15 protein-coding genes are annotated in these 15,667 nt (G+C 68.8%); 2 read left to right on the top strand and 13 right to left on the bottom strand.

The genetic code is table 11. The annotated features are described in order from the left end of the window. Positions 1–32 precede the first annotated feature (32 nt). Entirely contained in the window at positions 33–872 is an 840-nt protein-coding gene (gene larE, locus Q9Q40_10795; protein MDQ7007712.1) for an ATP-dependent sacrificial sulfur transferase LarE, read from the top strand. On the opposite strand, the gene Q9Q40_10790 is transcribed toward larE, so the two are convergent. From Q9Q40_10790 to Q9Q40_10730, 13 genes are all read right to left on the bottom strand, one after another. Further along, on the bottom strand, positions 824–1,279 hold the full coding sequence (locus Q9Q40_10790) for a S26 family signal peptidase (GenBank protein MDQ7007711.1): 456 nt from the start codon (positions 1,277–1,279) through the stop codon (positions 824–826). The two genes, larE and Q9Q40_10790, sit on opposite strands and share 49 nt — an antisense overlap. Further along, positions 1,279–2,115 carry an ABC transporter permease gene (locus tag Q9Q40_10785; GenBank protein MDQ7007710.1) on the bottom strand — a complete coding sequence of 279 codons (837 nt, stop codon included), beginning with the start codon at positions 2,113–2,115 and terminating at the stop codon, positions 1,279–1,281. Before Q9Q40_10785 ends, Q9Q40_10790 begins: the two co-directional genes overlap by 1 nt. Next, a complete protein-coding gene (locus tag Q9Q40_10780; GenBank protein ID MDQ7007709.1) occupies positions 2,112–3,119 on the bottom strand; it encodes an ABC transporter permease in 1,008 nt (335 codons plus the stop codon). Before Q9Q40_10780 ends, Q9Q40_10785 begins: the two co-directional genes overlap by 4 nt. Then, positions 3,116–4,717, bottom strand: coding sequence for an ABC transporter substrate-binding protein (locus tag Q9Q40_10775; GenBank protein MDQ7007708.1), 1,602 nt, complete (start codon positions 4,715–4,717; stop codon positions 3,116–3,118). The genes Q9Q40_10780 and Q9Q40_10775 overlap by 4 nt, the downstream gene beginning before the upstream one ends. Beyond that, entirely contained in the window at positions 4,681–5,460 is a 780-nt protein-coding gene (locus Q9Q40_10770) for an alpha/beta fold hydrolase (GenBank protein ID MDQ7007707.1), read from the bottom strand. The genes Q9Q40_10775 and Q9Q40_10770 overlap by 37 nt, the downstream gene beginning before the upstream one ends. Positions 5,461–5,523: 63 nt before the next feature. Continuing rightward, on the bottom strand, positions 5,524–6,435 hold the full coding sequence (locus Q9Q40_10765) for a GGDEF domain-containing protein (protein ID MDQ7007706.1): 912 nt from the start codon (positions 6,433–6,435) through the stop codon (positions 5,524–5,526). Between the two features lie 36 nt (positions 6,436–6,471). Then, the gene (locus Q9Q40_10760) at positions 6,472–8,088 is read right to left on the bottom strand and encodes a hypothetical protein (protein MDQ7007705.1); all 1,617 of its coding nucleotides are present in this window, start codon (positions 8,086–8,088) and stop codon (positions 6,472–6,474) included. Between the two features lie 98 nt (positions 8,089–8,186). Next, positions 8,187–8,987: a Stp1/IreP family PP2C-type Ser/Thr phosphatase gene (locus tag Q9Q40_10755; GenBank protein MDQ7007704.1), complete on the bottom strand. Its 801-nt coding sequence runs from the start codon at positions 8,985–8,987 to the stop codon at positions 8,187–8,189. Next, the gene (locus tag Q9Q40_10750) at positions 8,984–9,967 is read right to left on the bottom strand and encodes a tetratricopeptide repeat protein (GenBank protein MDQ7007703.1); all 984 of its coding nucleotides are present in this window, start codon (positions 9,965–9,967) and stop codon (positions 8,984–8,986) included. Before Q9Q40_10750 ends, Q9Q40_10755 begins: the two co-directional genes overlap by 4 nt. Positions 9,968–10,072: 105 nt before the next feature. Beyond that, complete coding sequence (locus Q9Q40_10745) at positions 10,073–11,233, bottom strand: hypothetical protein (protein ID MDQ7007702.1); 1,161 nt, start codon at positions 11,231–11,233, stop codon at positions 10,073–10,075. Then, positions 11,230–11,700, bottom strand: coding sequence for a helix-turn-helix domain-containing protein (locus tag Q9Q40_10740; protein ID MDQ7007701.1), 471 nt, complete (start codon positions 11,698–11,700; stop codon positions 11,230–11,232). The genes Q9Q40_10745 and Q9Q40_10740 overlap by 4 nt, the downstream gene beginning before the upstream one ends. 311 nt (positions 11,701–12,011) lie before the next feature. Further along, on the bottom strand, positions 12,012–14,090 hold the full coding sequence (locus tag Q9Q40_10735; GenBank protein ID MDQ7007700.1) for a DUF1925 domain-containing protein: 2,079 nt from the start codon (positions 14,088–14,090) through the stop codon (positions 12,012–12,014). Then, complete coding sequence (locus Q9Q40_10730) at positions 14,091–14,759, bottom strand: chalcone isomerase family protein (protein ID MDQ7007699.1); 669 nt, start codon at positions 14,757–14,759, stop codon at positions 14,091–14,093. 148 nt (positions 14,760–14,907) lie between these two features. Between Q9Q40_10730 and Q9Q40_10725 the strand changes: the two genes are divergently transcribed. Next, positions 14,908–15,393, top strand: coding sequence for a hypothetical protein (locus tag Q9Q40_10725; GenBank protein MDQ7007698.1), 486 nt, complete (start codon positions 14,908–14,910; stop codon positions 15,391–15,393). The last annotated feature ends 274 nt before the right edge of the window (positions 15,394–15,667 follow it).

The raw sequence follows: 15,667 nt of genomic DNA, 5'->3' as shown, positions 1-15,667 counted from the left end.
AAGAGGGCGATGGCGCACGAGAGAGGACTGAAATGAACAAGCCCGAGCCGGATCGGCGGGGAATCGACGCGAAACTGGAGTTGCTGCGGGCCTGGATCCGAGATCACCGTCCCCTCGTGGTGGCCTACTCGGGGGGGGTGGACAGCGCCCTTTTGACCCGTGTCGCCGTGGACGAGGTGGGTGACGACGTGGTGGCAGCCCTGGCCGTCGGGCCTTCTCTCCCGCGGCGGGAGCGGGTCATCGCCGAACGGATGGCTCGGGCGATGGGCGTACGCCTGGAGATCCTCGAGACCCGGGAGTTCGAAGATGAACGTTATCTTTCGAATGCCGGTGATCGCTGTTACTGGTGTCGCAGCGCCCTGGTCGAGGCCTTGCGGCCCTACGCCAGCCGGCGGGGCGCGCATCTGGCCTACGGTGCCGTGCCCGAGGACCTGGGGGACGACCGCCCGGGCATGCGGGCGGCGGAGGAGGGAGGGGTGAGCGCCCCGCTGATCGAGGTCGGCCTGACCAAAAAAGAGGTGAGAGAGCTGGCGCGGCGCTACCAGTTGGAGGTCTGGGACAAGCCCGCCTCCGCCTGCCTTTCGTCCCGGGTCGAGGTGGGTGAGCGGGTCACTCCCGGTCGTCTGGCCCGCATCGAGGCGGCCGAGGACGGGTTGCTGGCCATGGGGTTCCGGCAGGTGCGCGTGCGGGATCACGGCACCCTGGCCCGTATCGAGGTGGGGCGGGACGAACTCGAACGACTGCTCGCCCCCGAGACACGTCAGCGGGTGGCGGCCCTGGTGCGCCAGGCCGGCTTCGAGAAGGTGGCCGTGGACCTGGAAGGCTACCGCCCCGCCGGTTCCGCCGGGCGACTGCCCGCCCTCGGGGAGTGAGCCCAACGCCAGATCACCAGGCCCCGCAGGGCTGCTGCCGGCAGCGCTCCGAAGCGCCGCGAATCCCGGCTCCGGGCGCGATTGTCGCCGGCCAGGCGGAAGAAGCGGCCTTGAGGCGTGGACAGGACCCGCTCCACCCGCTTGATGACTAGGTCGCGATGGCCCGGCCGTCGCCCGGGCACCTCCGCCAGCACCAGGTCGCCCGCCGAGATGAACCGTGTGATGCCCGGGGGCCCCAGGGCCAGCGCCCGGTCCCCGGGGTGGAGGGTGGGCAGCATGCTGCGCCCCTGGATCGTGACCATCCGGGGGGCGAAAGCGGCGCTCAGCCCGCCCGCTCCGGCGGCGGCCAGCGCCAGGGCCAGGATCACTTGGCGGGCGACTTTCGCGGGGTCCGGGACGGCCGCCATCAGCGGATCCCCTCCGCCCGGGGGCGAGCGAGTCCTTCGCCGATCAACTGGAAGGCGAGGACGGCCAGGAAGACGGCCAGGCCGGGGAAGAGGACCATCCACCAGGCGCTGTCCACATGGGCCATGCCGTCCCGCAAGAGATTGCCCCAGGAAGGTTCGGGAGGGCGGACGCCCAGGCCGAGGAAGCCCAGGGCGGCCTCGACGAGAATCGTGCTCCCTGCGATGAAACTCGCGGGGACCAGGGCCGGGGCCAGGGCCTGGGGCAGCAGGTGAAGTCCGAGAGCCCGCAGGGGGCCTGCCCCCGCGGCCAGGGCGGCCACGTGCCGGTCCGAGCCCAGTTGCCGCCGTACTTCCAGGCGCACGAAACGGTAGATCATGGGCCACGAGAAGAGGCCGACCACCAGACCGACCCGCATGCCCTGGGGCAACGCCATGAAGGGGTGACTTTCCGGCAGGCCGATGAGCACCATGGCTCCGATCAGGGCGGGGAAGGCGTAGACCAGATCGGTTCCCCGGCTCAGCAGAGTGTCGAGCCAGATCGGGGCGCGCGAGGCCAGGGTGCCCAGCCCCACCCCCAGGGTCAGGGCCATGGCGGTGGCGACCAGGCCGGCGAGGAAACTCGGTCGTCCGCCGGCCAGCAACCGGGACAGAAGATCCCGCCCCAGTTGGTCGGTACCCAGGGGGTGATCGAGGGAAGGCGGGGAAAGAATCCGGTCTGTGCGGATTGTCAGGGGGTCGATGGAAAGCAGCACCGACCCCAGGCTGACGGTGCCGAGCAGAGCCAGCAGCGACAGGCCGAGCGCCAGCGCGGCTCCGCGGCGACGTTCGGCGCTCACGGTTGGGATCCTCCCACTCGCAGGCGCGGGTCGGCCAGCCGTCCCCCCAGGTCGGCGAGCAGGCTCCCGGCGACGGTCAGACTGCCGATCATCACCGTCATGGCCAGTACGACGGGAAAATCCCGGGCCTGGATCGCGACGACGAAGAGGCGTCCCATGCCGGGCCAGGCGAAGAGCGTTTCGATCAGCACCGCGCCGGTGACCAGGGACGGGAGGACCAGGCCGGCGAGGGTGACCAGGGCGACCAGCGAGGGCAGGATGCCATGCCGCCAGACGATGCGGGTTTCGCCCAGTCCACAGGCGCGGGCGAAGAGCGTCTGGATCGAGTCGAGGCCCTCCGCGGCGGTGTTCCGTGCAAATCGGGCGTAGAAGGCGAGCTGATGCAGGGCCAGGCAGGTGGCCGGCAGGGCCAGGTGGTGCAGTCGTGTGCCCAGGTCGGCGGCGCCACCCGCGGGAAGGCGGCCGTAGAGAGGAACCAGGCCCCAGCGCACGGCCAGCAGGGCTTGCAGGAGCATGGCGAGCCAAAAGACGGGCAAGGCGTAAAGAGCGACGAGTCCCACCAGGGCCGAGCGGTCCACCAGGCTGCGGCGGCGTCGGGCCAGCCACCAACCGAGCGGAAGGGACGTGACCAGGGCCAGCAGCGTGGCGCCCAGGGAAAGCTCGAGGGTCGGACCGAGGCGATGGGTCAGTTCGTCGATGACGGGGCGTCGTGTCCTCAGCGATCGGCCGAGGTCGCCGCGCAGAGCCCCGGTCAGCCAGTGGCCGTAGCGAACATGGAGCGGCGCGGCGAGGTTCCATTCCGAGGCGAGGGCGGCCCGTCGGGCCTCGTTCAGGGCCCGGCCCCGCTCCTGGCTCTCGAAGACCGCCAGGGGGTCCCCGGGAAGCCAGGTCATCACCGCGAAAGTGACGAACGAGAGGGCCACCACCGTCAGCACCGCTCCCAGGCAGCGCCCGAAGGCGTAGGCCAGCAGTCCGGGCGAGTGGGGAAGCGTGTTCAGGGTCACTCTCCCGCGGCGCTCCAGCGCCAGTTCGAGGCTCCGGGGATGAAGCGCAGGGGACCCAGCGGGCTGGTCTCCAGGTTTTCGAGTCGCCGGTCGTAGGCCAGGGGGGACATGGGGTAGAAGAGCACGGTCTGGGGTTCGAGCTGGTGCAGGCGCCGCTGCAGGCGGGAGTAGATCTCGCGCCGGGCCTGCCTGTCGAGGCTGCGGCGTCCCTCTTCGATCAGCGAGTCGACGAGGGGGTCGGCGAGTTGGGTGTAGTTGGCGCCTCCGACCGCTCGCTGGGACGAGTGGAACAGGTCGTAGGCGTCCGGATCCACGTCCAGGCTCCAGCCCATCATCAACGCGTCGTAGTCCCGCGTCTTGCGGGCGCGCTCGAGAAACAGCGCCCATTCGGAGGGGTCGAGAACCGCCTGCACGCCGATGGCCTCCAGTTGTTGCTGGACGTAGGTGGCGATGCGCTCGATCTCCGCAGAGCCCAGGGAATAGGCCAGCTTGAAGCGGAAGTCCTTGCCGTCGCGTTCGAGGATGCCGTCTCCGTCGATATCCTTCCAGCCCATCTCCGCCAGCAGGCTCCCGGCGGCCTGGGGGTCGAAAGGCCAGGGCTCGACGGCGGGATCGAAAGCCCAACTGTCGGGATGAAAGGCCGTGGCGCCGGTCTGGCAGAGTTCGTCGAAGATGGCCGTCAGCCCGTCCCGGTCGATCGCCATCGTCATGGCCTGCCGCGTGCGCGGGTCATGGAAGAGTCCGCCTTCGCCGTCGTCCCGCCAGGCGATGAAGAAGTAGTAGAGGATCCTGTATTCGATCATCGCCAGGCGCTCGTTCAGGCCCGCGTCCTGGCGGAAGGCACGGACCTGGGATGGCGTCAGGCCCGCCATGTCCAGCTCTCCGGTTTTCAGTGCCTGGAACTGGGTGGTTCGATCCGGGATGATTTCGAAGACCAGGCGACGGAGCCGTGGCGCCGCATAGTGCCCGGGGTTGGCTTCGAGCACGATGCGCGCTCCCCGGTCCCAACTCACGAAACGCCAGGGGCCGCAGCCCACCAGTTGGGGGTCGTCCTGGGGCCGATGGGCGGGGATCAGGGGGACCCCCCAGGATCCGAGGGCCGGGGCATAGGGTTCGTCGTAGTCCACGGTGACGGTCCATGGATCCGGAGCGTCGACCCGGGAAGCCGCCGCCATGCCGGGGGTCCAGGCCGAGCTGCTGCTCTCGGGGCCGGAGAGGAGCTTCCATGTATGCACCACGTCGGCGGAGGTGACCCGGCGACCGTCGTGCCAGAGTACATCCTTTCTCAGTTCGAAGGTCAGCCGTCGATGATCGTCGCTCCACTGCCACTTCCGGGCGATGCGCGGCACGGGCCGGAGGGACGCGTCGAGACCGATCAGCGAATCGCCGATCAGTTCCGTCAAGACCAGCGACCACTTGTCGTGGGCACGGGAAAAGGAGAGTGTGGCGGGATCGGCCGGTATGGGGAGACGGACGACGCCGTCCCGCACCCCGGTCGAAGGCTGTGCCGCCCGGCAGCCGGCGAGGGCCAGCATCAGCAGGCAGCACGACGCGAGCGCGATCAGGGGTGCACGGCGGCCAGCTTGTCCTCGAGCCAATGGACGACCTCCTCGACGGCTGGAGAGGGCGGCATCACCAGGTCATCTCCGCTCTCGTAGGTATCGGTGCAGAAAATCTTGCGCTCGCCCGTTCCATAGTTCGCGAGAACCTCGGCCTGAATCTTCGAGCGAGGCACCGCGGAGCAGATGAAGAGGGCCGGCCGCTCGCCGTAGTATCCCAGGTCCGTGTCAGGGTGGAAGCCGGGAGCCGGGGCCACCGCGTCGACGATGACCAGGCCGCGGACTTCGGGCAGTCTCCCTCCCAGCGCGGCGGCGATCTGCCCGCCTTCCGCGATACCGACCACGCCAAGCCGCTGAAGATCCAGGCGCGGGTGCCCGCGAAGGTGGTTGATCACCTGCCGTTGATCGTCCACCGCCTGCCGGAGCTTCTTCTGGGGGATCACGGCGTAGGAAAAGAGTTCGCGGCCCGTCGTGCCGCTCGACGCCCCGTGCCCACGAATGTCGATGGCCAGGGCCGCCATGCCCCTGCTCGCGAGAGCGTCGGCCAGGTCCAGCATGCCGTCGCGGTCCTTGCCGAAAGCGTGAAGCAGGAGTACCAGGGGAAGGGGCCGGGAGGCATGCTCGGGGAGGACGAGCAGACCGTGGGTGATCAGTCCATCCTCGAGTTCCAGGCTGATTTCCTCGTCGATGGTGCTCGGCGCCACAGGGGTGCCTTGCCCCCAGGCGGTGGCGGCCAGGGGGGCCATGAGGATCACGATCAACAGTTTGCAGAAAGCGGACATGCCGGACTCTCCCACCATGGAGTCTACCGCGCCTGCTGGAGGGCTACCAACCAGGCCCACGCGTTACTCGAACTCGGCGGGACTCGGGGCTCGTCGGGACCAGATCACATCGCCGGCACCGAAGGCCACCACGGTGTTGCCTCCCCGGCGACGGGCCTGGCCCAGCGCTTCGAGGGCTCGGCCCAGGAGATCGTCGGCGGTGTCCACGCTGCGCGAGGGAAAGGCCGCGACACCCACGCAGACCGGCAGGCGCAGCGGCGTGCCTCCGCGCAGAGCCGGGAAGAGATAGCCCTCCGCCGCGTCCCGCAGTCGCGAGGCGGCCGTCAGGGCTCCACCGGCATCGGTTTCGGGAAGGATCATCGCAAAGCGCTTGCCGGACAGTCGGCCCAGGATGTCCACGTCGCGCACCAGGCCGCGCAGGAGATCCGCCAGCCCCCGCAGCGCCTGGTCGCCGACCTCCATGCCGAAGTCACGGTTGATCGCCTCGATGGGATCGGGCTCCACCACCAGCAGGCCCAGGCTTCGACGGTAGCGGGCGCAGCGGTCGAATTCGTGCCTGAGCCGCTCGAGCAGCCGGCGGCGACCGATCAGTCCCGTCAGGGAATCGAGGCGGGGTGCGCCCCCCAGGCGGGAGCGGCGGGCCAGCGCGTCGAGGCGGAGCGCCATCACGCCGGGGGCCTCGTTGGCGGAGATCCAGATGTCGGCCCCCGCCTCCAGGGCCTGCAGTCCAGCCTTCTCGTCGCCCACGAACGCGACCGGCAGCGAGCCGGCCTGGGGGTCGTCCCGGAGCTGGGCGAGCAGGTCCGCCACTCGCTCCCGTTCGAAGAGGATCAGCACGTCACACCGGGAGGCCAGGTCGGCCATCGATGGAAGAATGGACGCGGGATGGGCCTCGGCTTCGTGGCCGCGCTGTCGAAGAACATGGAAGACCTCGTCGAGGCGACCGGCCGGCGGATCCAGGGCCACGATCTTCACGGGACGGTTCCCCTCGCGCCGTCACGCACCGCGCGACTACTCACCGCCGGCGACGGCGATGGACGGCCCTGTCACGCGGAGTCCGAGGGTGGTCAGACCGACGACCCTGTAGTAGGAGCCGGCCCCCGGGGAGCGATCGATCAACGAGTAGGCACCGCCCTCGCCGCGGGCGCCCAGGGCCGGAAGGGGAACCGAGCCGACCACCGACCAGGGGCCTTCCGGTGCCGGGGCGCGCTCGACGATCCAGCCGAAAAGACCGTCCTCCCAGGCGCTGCTCCAGCGGATCTCGACGGTTCGTTCCCATCGACGGGTGGCGGCCAGGGACGACAGGGCATAGGGACCTTCGGAACTCGCCGCCCGGGCGGCGATGGCGGGGCGCACGGGGGGAGAGGAGCGATCGAGGCGGGTGAGCAGGAGAAAGGCCCGCTGGTAGTCCTGCCAGGGGATCGACACCTGGAAGTTTCCGTCCCCGCCGGCTTCCACCGGAGCGAGTTCCCAGCCCTCGATCCGGCGCTTGCAGAGCAGCGTGGCGCGCCAGTCGCCCTCTCCGGGGTAGACCCACAACAGGGTTCCGCCTTCCTGGTGCGGATCGGGAGCGATGCGGAAGATCCCCAGAGAACCGGGGCCCAGAGGCAGCGAACTGGACTCTCCCATGACCGGCAGGGTGGCCACGCTGCCGGCCATGCGCGCGGGAACGAAGCCGGTGGCCAGTTGCATGGCGGCCGCCCGCTCCTGGAGGTCGAGCAGGCCGAGGCCCAGGGCATCGACAAGAGCCTGATCGATGGCCTCGAAGGCGCTGGTATCGGCCACCCGTTGCGCAAGAGCTTTCCAACCGGCACCCAGGGCCCGTGAAGCCGAGGATGTCGAGTCCGTCGACCAGAGCAGGCCGATATTGCCCCGGGCGAGAAGAGGGTCGGATGTGGTGAGTCCGACTTCCGGGTGATTCCAGCGGGCCGTGAGGGCCCGCTCACTTTCGAGGGATGGTCCGCTGACCCGGGTTTGGATCCACAGGGCGCTGGGTTCGATCCACCAGGAAGGAGCTTGTGCATCGACGGCGGCGAAGGCCAGCCTGGCGACCAGCCTGGCGACCATGGCGGCGAAGTCCTGGTCGGTTTCCCTGGCGGAAGCATTGACCACGGCAAAGCCGAAGGCGCCGGGGCCCGGACCGACTGCCTGTTCGAGGGCGGCGAATCCCCGCGCCTGGCGGCCCAGATCGAGCAGGTAGATGTCGATTTCTCCGTCGCCGTCATCGAGGGGGGCGCCAAGTCCCGAGCGACGACAGATGGCCAGCGTGCGCTGGGCGATGCGGGCCGCCAGAGCCGCACGGTCGGCCCTGCCGTCGCGATCCACGTCGGGCAGCCGGGCGGCCAGTTCGGGTGGGAGGTGAACACGCAGGGGCGGGGCGGCCACGGTGAGCTCTATGGCATGTTCGATGCGGGGACGTGAACGCAGCAGCCGCGCCGCGGGGCTCGTGGCGTCCAGGGTCAGGGCCGGGGAAAGGTCGTCTCCAATCAAGCCGCTGGACCCGGCCAGGGATTCGAGAGCCGCCAGGTAGGCCGGGTCGATCGCCGATACCGCGGGAACCGCCAGGGCGGCGGCTGCTGCCACCAGCCAAAGCCGGGTGGGCAGGGAACGCAGGCGATCGAACGACAACGGCAAGATAACCTCTTGATGCGACGAATATAAAAGGCGGTGCAAGCCGGGTCAAGAAAGGCTTCGAAAGCGGTTTCCCGCTCGAGAGGGGCCGGCCGTCAGTCCTGCTGTTCGCCGGAGTCCGAGGGCGGAGCCGCCACCGGCTGGGTCGGCGTCACCGAGTCGACCGGAGAGCCGACGGGTTGGACGAGGATCACCGTGATGTTGTCTTCGCCTCCGGCGGCGTTGGCGGCCGCCACGAGCCGGCGGCAGCCATCATCCAGGTCCTGCCGTGCCGCCATGGCCGTGGCGAGAATCGTCTCGTCATCGAGCATGCTGTTGAGGCCATCGGAACAGAGCAGGAGCAGGTCACCCGGTTGGGCGACCTCCTCCACCACGTCAGCGACCACGGAGGGCCCGCTGCCCAGGGCCCGGGTCACCACGTTGCGGCGCGGGTCCCGGGCGGCCTGCTCCCGGGAAAGCATGCCCAGTCGCACCAGTTCGTTGACGAAGGAGTGGTCGGATGTCAGCTGGCGGATCTCCGAGCCGCGGATGCGGTAGGCCCGGGAATCCCCCACGTGGGCGATCCAGTAGCGGTCGCCTTCCACCACCGCCAGCACCAGGGTCGTACCCATGCCGCGGTATTCCGGCTTGAGCTGGATCCTGTCTGCGATGCGACGATTGGCCTCGTCGATGGCACGCCGGATCAATCCCGGCATGTCGTCGTCGGCCGCTCTCGGACGATCGAGCACCTCGCGCACCGCTTCGATGGCGATCCCCGAAGCGACTTCGCCGGCCGCGTGGCCTCCCATCCCGTCCGCGACGGCGAAGACTCCATGGTCGAGCGAGATCAGCAGGGCATCTTCGTTGTGAGGCCGCAGCAGGCCCCGGTCGGTCTGGCCGCAGGCGCTGATGGTCATGACCGACCCTGCGCGGCTGGCTTCGATGGCCGCAACGCCGCCGACTGGCCCTCGGTGCCGCCGAGTTGGGCCAGCAGGTACTGGGCGGGGGCGTTGTCCGCCTCACGATCGAGGACCTCCCCCAGCGCTTGTCTGGCGAGCTTTTCGTCGCCCAGTTCGAAGGCCACGAAAGCCAGGTTGAGCCAGGCCACCAGGTATTCGGGATTGATCTTCACCGAGGCCAGGAAAGCCTGGACCGCCGGCTTGTGCCGTCCCTGTTCGGCCAGGGCGACACCGAGGTAATTGTGGACATCGGCATATCGCGGGCAGAGCTCGGCGGCGGTCTCGAGATGCGTGACGGCGTCTTCCCATCGCTCCATCCGCAGATGGTTCAGGCCCTCCTCCAGTTCCTGCTTGAAGCGCGCCAGATTCTCTTGAAAGACATCGTTGTAGATCGCGGCCGCCTCCTCGGGCTGGCCTCGACCCAGGGCCTCTTCGGCGCTTTTGAGGCTCTGCTCGGCCCGCGCTCGACGGGCCTGGTCGGCCTCCCGAAAGGCTTGCCGCGCCGCTTCGAAATCACCTTTTTCGAGGTGGGCGAAACCTAGGCGCACTCTGGCATGCACGTAGAGAGGATTGACCTCGATGGCCTGCTCGTAGTGTTCGATGGCCTCGTCGTGGCGACCGGTACGGGCCAGGGCGTCTCCCAGCCGCAGGTGGACGTCCGGGTACCTGGGCATCACCTCGAGGGCGCTGCGGTACTCGGCGATCGCGCGATCCATATCGCCCCGGGTTTCGTGGTGGAACGCGGCACCGATACGCGTCTGCACCAGGTAGTACAGCGCCGCGCGACGGTCGGCGGCGCTGAGCCGATCGCCGTCTTCGTTCAGGGCGCGGGTCAGGAAATCCGCTGCGGGGCCGTGCTCGCCACGATAGAAGTGGAACACCCCGGATTTGAGGTGGTAGCTTTTCAGGTGCTGTCGAACCGCCTTCAGGGCTCGCATGGCTATTCTCGGAGAGCTGTCGAAGAGAGACGCGGATCTGCCCCGGGAATCTACACCATCGCACTTCTTCCTGTCACGGGTCACTGGCTCCGCCGCCTCCTGGTTTCAGTGCGTCTTGGGGCGCAACCGTACGCGTCGCCGTGCCTCGCGCGCATCGAAAATCTTCTTCGCCTGGCGACGGACGACGTCGGCAACGTTCCTGTTCTTGAACAGCATCTTCAACTCCCGGTCGTTGCGTTGCGGGAGGAAGTGCATGGCCAACTCCACCGGGGTCCGGGGATTGTGGATCAAACTGAGCTGGATCTTCGGGTTGCGCGCGAACTCCTTGTTGCGGCCGATCAGTCGGAGCACCTCGTCGCTCACGTTGCGTGATTTGGCCACCGCGTCGGCCTCTTGCTCGGTGAACTTCGGGTTCTTGATCACGGCGGCGGCGACGATCCGGTTGCTGTCCCGCACGAGTATCGTCCGCTCCTCCTTGCCGCCGAAGAGGGCCAGGCGCAGCTTCTGTCCGACATTCATGCGGGACAGGCGCTTGATCAGGCCTTCGTCGTCCAGTTCCTCCGTATCGCAGAGCAGTTCGCTGCGCTCGGCGAGGCGGCCGAGGTCGAGGCCCAGTGATGGGAGCAGGGCTTCCACCTCGGCGTCGACGCCAAGGGCGGCGAGGAAGGGGTCGGTGGCGGGCTGCAGCTGGGGCGGATCAGCGTCGGTTCCGGAACCGGGATCGTCTTCTTCTGTCGGCTCGGCGTGGCGGGCTTCTTCCTTGGCGATCTCTTCGAGGTGGTCGAGAAGTCGGTGCAGGGCGGCCCGGGGCAGGCTCGGGTTGCTACGCAGCAGGCGGCCGATTTCCGGATCGTGGCTGAGGGCGACGAAATTCCCTGCCAAAGCCTCGAGGGTCGCCGCCTCGTCGCAGGCGGCGAGCGTGCGCCCGAGATCACTCGACAGGTCGGCGCGACGGGCCAGCAGCGCCCCGCTTTCGGGCCAGCGCGGCAACTGGCCGACAATCCACTCGAGGACGGCCGGAGGGGTGTCGGCCTCCGTGGCCAGTTCGGCGACCACGGCGGGATCGATCTCGTCGAGGCTCTGCCGGGCGCTGTTGCGAATTGCGTCATCGGGATCGGAGAGAAGCAGGACCTGGAGAACTGCCAGTTCGGCGGGAGCCAGCGGCAACGCGCCGCGGGCGGCGGCCAGTCGTGCCCGCCCGGGAGCCTGGCCGCCACGGATGGCTTCCAGGAGCTTGGTCGCCAGGCTGGGGGTGGTCGTCGTCACGGGGCGAGGGCTTCCTGGTTCTGCGTCTGCGCCGGGGATGTGCCGAGCCAGGTGTAGAGTGCCCAGCCGCCGCCACCGACGATGGCCAGGGTCAGCAGGACAATGGCGATCACGGCCAGGATGCGGGCGCGTCGCCGACGCTCTTCCTCGTTGCCGCGGGGCAGGGAAAAATGTTGGGCCAGGGTCTCGGCCTGGACCCCTCTTTCGCCGGTGGGGCCCTCGCTATGGTTTTGCTGGGAGAGTTCGTAGAGATAGGCGTCGACCATCTCGCTTTCGTCGACGCCGATCACGCGGGCGAAGGAACGGATGTATCCACGGGTGAAAGCCCCACCCGGGAGGTGGGTAAAGTCGTTACGCTCGAGGGCCTCGAGATAGCGAATGTTGATCTTGGTCGCTTCGGAGACTTCCCGGAGCGAGATCTGTCGCAACTCCCGTTGCCGCCGCAGCGTCTCCCCGAATGAAGGCATCGTGGGTTCGTCTCCGGTGGGTTGCGAGACGGCGGGCGGATCATAGGCGGCAGCGGTGGCGGGTGTCAAACCGTCGGGGGAACGATTTTCGTCATCGGCGGTCCCGGGGCGGGCGGCGACCGCCGTGGTGCCCGCCTGCGCCCCTGCACCTTGGGCATGGCGGTCTTTTCCCGACTGTCGGCGGCGACGCGACCTACGGGCCATCGTGGGGTCCCCGGGTGAGTTTTCGTCGCCGGGTGGTGGTCTCTGCCCTCAACTTCATCCTCCGCAATCCCGCCGTCGTCGAATATAGGGGCCGGACGGAATCGGATTCAACTCCGCGGTGGTGCGAGAGATACGGCGACCTTGAGCTTGCGTCGACCGCGGGGGGGGCTGAACACCAGGCAAAGGCCCTGGATCACCCCCTCGAAGCCGCTTTCCGAGCGGACCAGGGTTTCGACCAGGTGTGCCATCACGTGACAGGGAACATCGAATGCGAAGTGCACCTCCGCCGCCGGCGCCTCGGAGCGCACGGTCAACCGCCGGGTGGCTTCGATTTCGAAGGGCTCGTGCCAGGCTCCATCCAGCGTCACCGCCGGTCGGCCGGGCGCGGCGACCAGGCCCCGGCCGGGAAGGGCCAGGTTCCACTCCACGCCCCAGCGGTCCTCTTCGCCGCCGCCTTCCAGTGCATGGTCGAATTGCAGTTCGCAGCCGTCCGCCGAGGCGCTGATCCGCCGGTGGGCCCGGAAGCCGGCCGGGCTGTCGATCTCCCAGGTGATCGAAGTGTCCGCGACTTCCACGGCGCGAGCGGGTGCGAAGTGGGCGTCGCGCCAGGAGCCGGCTCGCAGCAGCTGCCGGGCGGAGAAGCCGGTCGGCAAGGTGACCTCGACCCCGGAGACCCGGGGCGCGTGGTCCCAGCCGCAGCGTTCGGCGAAGACCCGGGGCATCACGGCCTGCATGTCATGGATCGACCGAGGCGAACCGTCTTCAGCGGGCCCCTCCCCGGCCTGGGGCGTTTCGGGGGCTTCGAGATGGTAGGCCTCCCGGCGGCGGGCCATCACATCCGTCACGGCCTGCTCCGCGTCCCAGCGGCCCCAGATGCGCAGGCCTCCGGACCAGCGGCTCGAGAAGAGAAAACGTCCCGGGCCGCCGCCGCCCCAGATCTCCTCCCGGCCGTCGCAGTCCAGGTCTCCCCGGCAGAGGGCGGAGGGGGGTGGGGCCTGGGCCCGCGCCATTTCACGCTCCGCGGTCAGCAGCCGGGCATAGACGACGTGGCGCAGAACCGGCATGTAGAGCCCGCCGAACAGACCGTGCCAGTACGGGCAGTTGACCTGCGCCTGGTAGAGGGCGCGGCGGGCGGCGTCGAGAGTCCGGCCGGTCTCGGTTTCAGTTCGTTCCAGCCGTCGGCTGACCTCGAGCATCCACTTGTGCATCAGGTTGGCTTCGGGATAGCGTGCGAGAAAGACGGGGAAATGGCCGCCGCGGATCAACGGTCGACAGTTCTCCAGGACGCCGGAGCGTTCGAGGCACTCGACCAGAGCCTTGCGTTGGGCCTGCCTGCCGGGGGGCAAGGCCCACTCGCCCAACTCGTCGTAGGAGGTGGTGGGGGGATAGACCAGGTCCTCGGCGGGCAGGTGATCGAGGGTCTCGGAGGGTAGGGCCGTGTGGATCTCCGGCGTCTCCAGCACGGTCCGCACGAAGTTCTCGAACCACTTCTCCTTCCAGACCCAGTCATGGGTTCCCGGCCACAGGCCCAGCTTCTCGCCGTCGTCGGCGTAGGTGGCCGACGAACACCCGGCCGCCTGGAGTTCGAGCAGGCGTTGCACCGTTTGGGCGGCGGGCTGGAACGGTATGGCATATCTCAGCTTGAAATCGATGGGAAACAGGGCGACGCGCTTGCCCCGCGATTCGGCCAACACGTGATTGCCGATCCGCTTCCCGTCGGGTCCAGCGGTGAAGAGATGAGTGTCGTCGACGAAGGTGAACGTCACCCCCGCGTCCTCGAGGAGCTCGGGAAGATCCGGCTGCCAGACCCTTTCCGCCAGCCAGGCTCCGCGGCTGGCCACGCCGAAGTGGCGCTCGAGAAAGCGCCGCATCAGGCCGATTTGTCCCGCGGCGTCCCGGGGAGTGACCAGCGCCAGCACGGGCTCGTAGAACGGGCCACCGATCAGTTCGACCTGGTTTCGTGTGACCATGCCCGCGATGGTTTCCATGGCTTGGGGACGATGGCGTTCGATCCACTCCCAGAGCGCGCCGGTGATGTGCAGCCCGAAACGGAAATCGGGATGGCGGTCGAGGATGGCCAGGGTAGGGCCGTAGGCCCGCTCCCACGCGGCTTCGAAGACCTCGGGGAAGTTCCCGTAAGGTTGGTGGTCGTGCAGGACGAAGTGGAATGGAAACCCGGGCTCCACTCAGAGAATCTCCGGGAGCCTGGCCACCACTCCCGTCTTGATCGAGGAAGAGACCGGGGATACGCCGAGCCACGACTCGAGCAGTCCCCGGGCGATGGCCGGCGAGGTCACCGAGCCTTTTTCTTGACCGTGGCGGTAGACGACCACCCTGCCGCCGGGAAAGAAGGCGATCAGGACCTCCTCACCGTTTTCGATTTCCTCGTCCCACAGGCGAAGGAAGGCGTTGCGGGCGGGGTCGGAGGCACTGACCTCCTGCAGGGCGTCGCCCAGCGCGCCCTTCATCTTGGAGCCGCTGACCGCGCGCACGAACTTCATCACGGCCAGGCGCGTGCCGGGCAGGGTCATCAGGGCCTCGTAGACATCCTCGTTGCCGGCCAGACGAGCGGCACTCTGGCCGCGAAACGCGGCGAGGTGCCCGGGAGCCACCGCAGCGTCGACGTAGAAACCGAAGCCATAGACCTTGAAGATCAGCTTCTTGCGCACCCCCACGCCGGTGAGGAGCAGGTCCGTGTCCTGCCCCGGCAGGCGGCGGGTGAGGCTGAATTCGAGCCCGGTGGAAGATTCCCTCATCCCTTCCGCGGCCTGGACGGTCGGTACCATGGCCGGCGACAGGACCATGGGGGTCAGGGTCAGGACCACGGTCAGCAGACGGGCGTAGCGTCGTCTCATTCGTTCCTCCTCCTCCGTAATCTTCCGCGCTGTGCCGGCGCGGCCAGGACAGAGGGTAGCACCTTCGGCGGGCGTTGCTGCGGACTTGACCCCTGGCCCCGGTGGGCCTAGCCTGCACCTTCCCTGTGAGCGGAGGATGACCACGGTGGTGACGGCACGACAGATCTGGAAGAGCCTCGACCGGGGGCGCCGGGAGGAACTGGCCCTGGCCCTGTGGGAAGATCCGCGGCTCGACCGCCTCGAGCGCAGCGCGGCGTTGGCACCCTGGCTGACGGCCCGCGGGCTGCGGGCCAGCTACCTGGCCAAGTTGCCCCGTCAGCGCCGGGCGGCTTTGCTGGCGGAGGGAGGATTACCCGAGGAGACCGCCTCGCAGATCCTGATGTCCTTTCACCTGACCCATCGGCGTGACATGCTCGGGCGCTTTCTCGATTTGCTGGGCATTGCCCACGACCAGGGCGTGATCAGCGATGCCGACGAGGTGGAACCTCCATCGCGAGAGAAGGTCAAACAGGCCGTCGCGGCGCTCAGGAAAGAGTTTCCCGGGGCCGACGTGGATCTCTACCTGCGCACGCTGCTGTCTTCCGATCCGCTGGCCTGGGAAGCGGTGGCCGACGAGGTCGAGGCGCTCTCCTGACCCCCCCACCGTGGAGCGAACAATGTTGTTCCTGGCCGCCCGGCCGGGGGGGTGCCCCCTCCCGCCGGGCGCCGGCCCCCCGGAGCGCGCCCGGCGCGCCCCTCAGGCCCCCCTTCTCGCCCGCCGGTGACGGCCCGGCGGCGCCCGCAGGCCCCCCCTCCCGGCGCCGCCGGGCGCGGGAGCGCCCCGGGATCCATCGGCCGGGCCGGCCGGGCGCGCTCAGAAAGCGTTCTTCAGGTCGTGGGGCTTGACTTCCAGGTGGGACGGGAAGGGC

The sequence above is a fragment of the Acidobacteriota bacterium genome, assembly GCA_030949985.1.
GTDB lineage: Bacteria > Acidobacteriota > Polarisedimenticolia > J045 > J045 > JALTMS01.
This window is presented reverse-complemented; position numbering and strand designations above follow the sequence as displayed.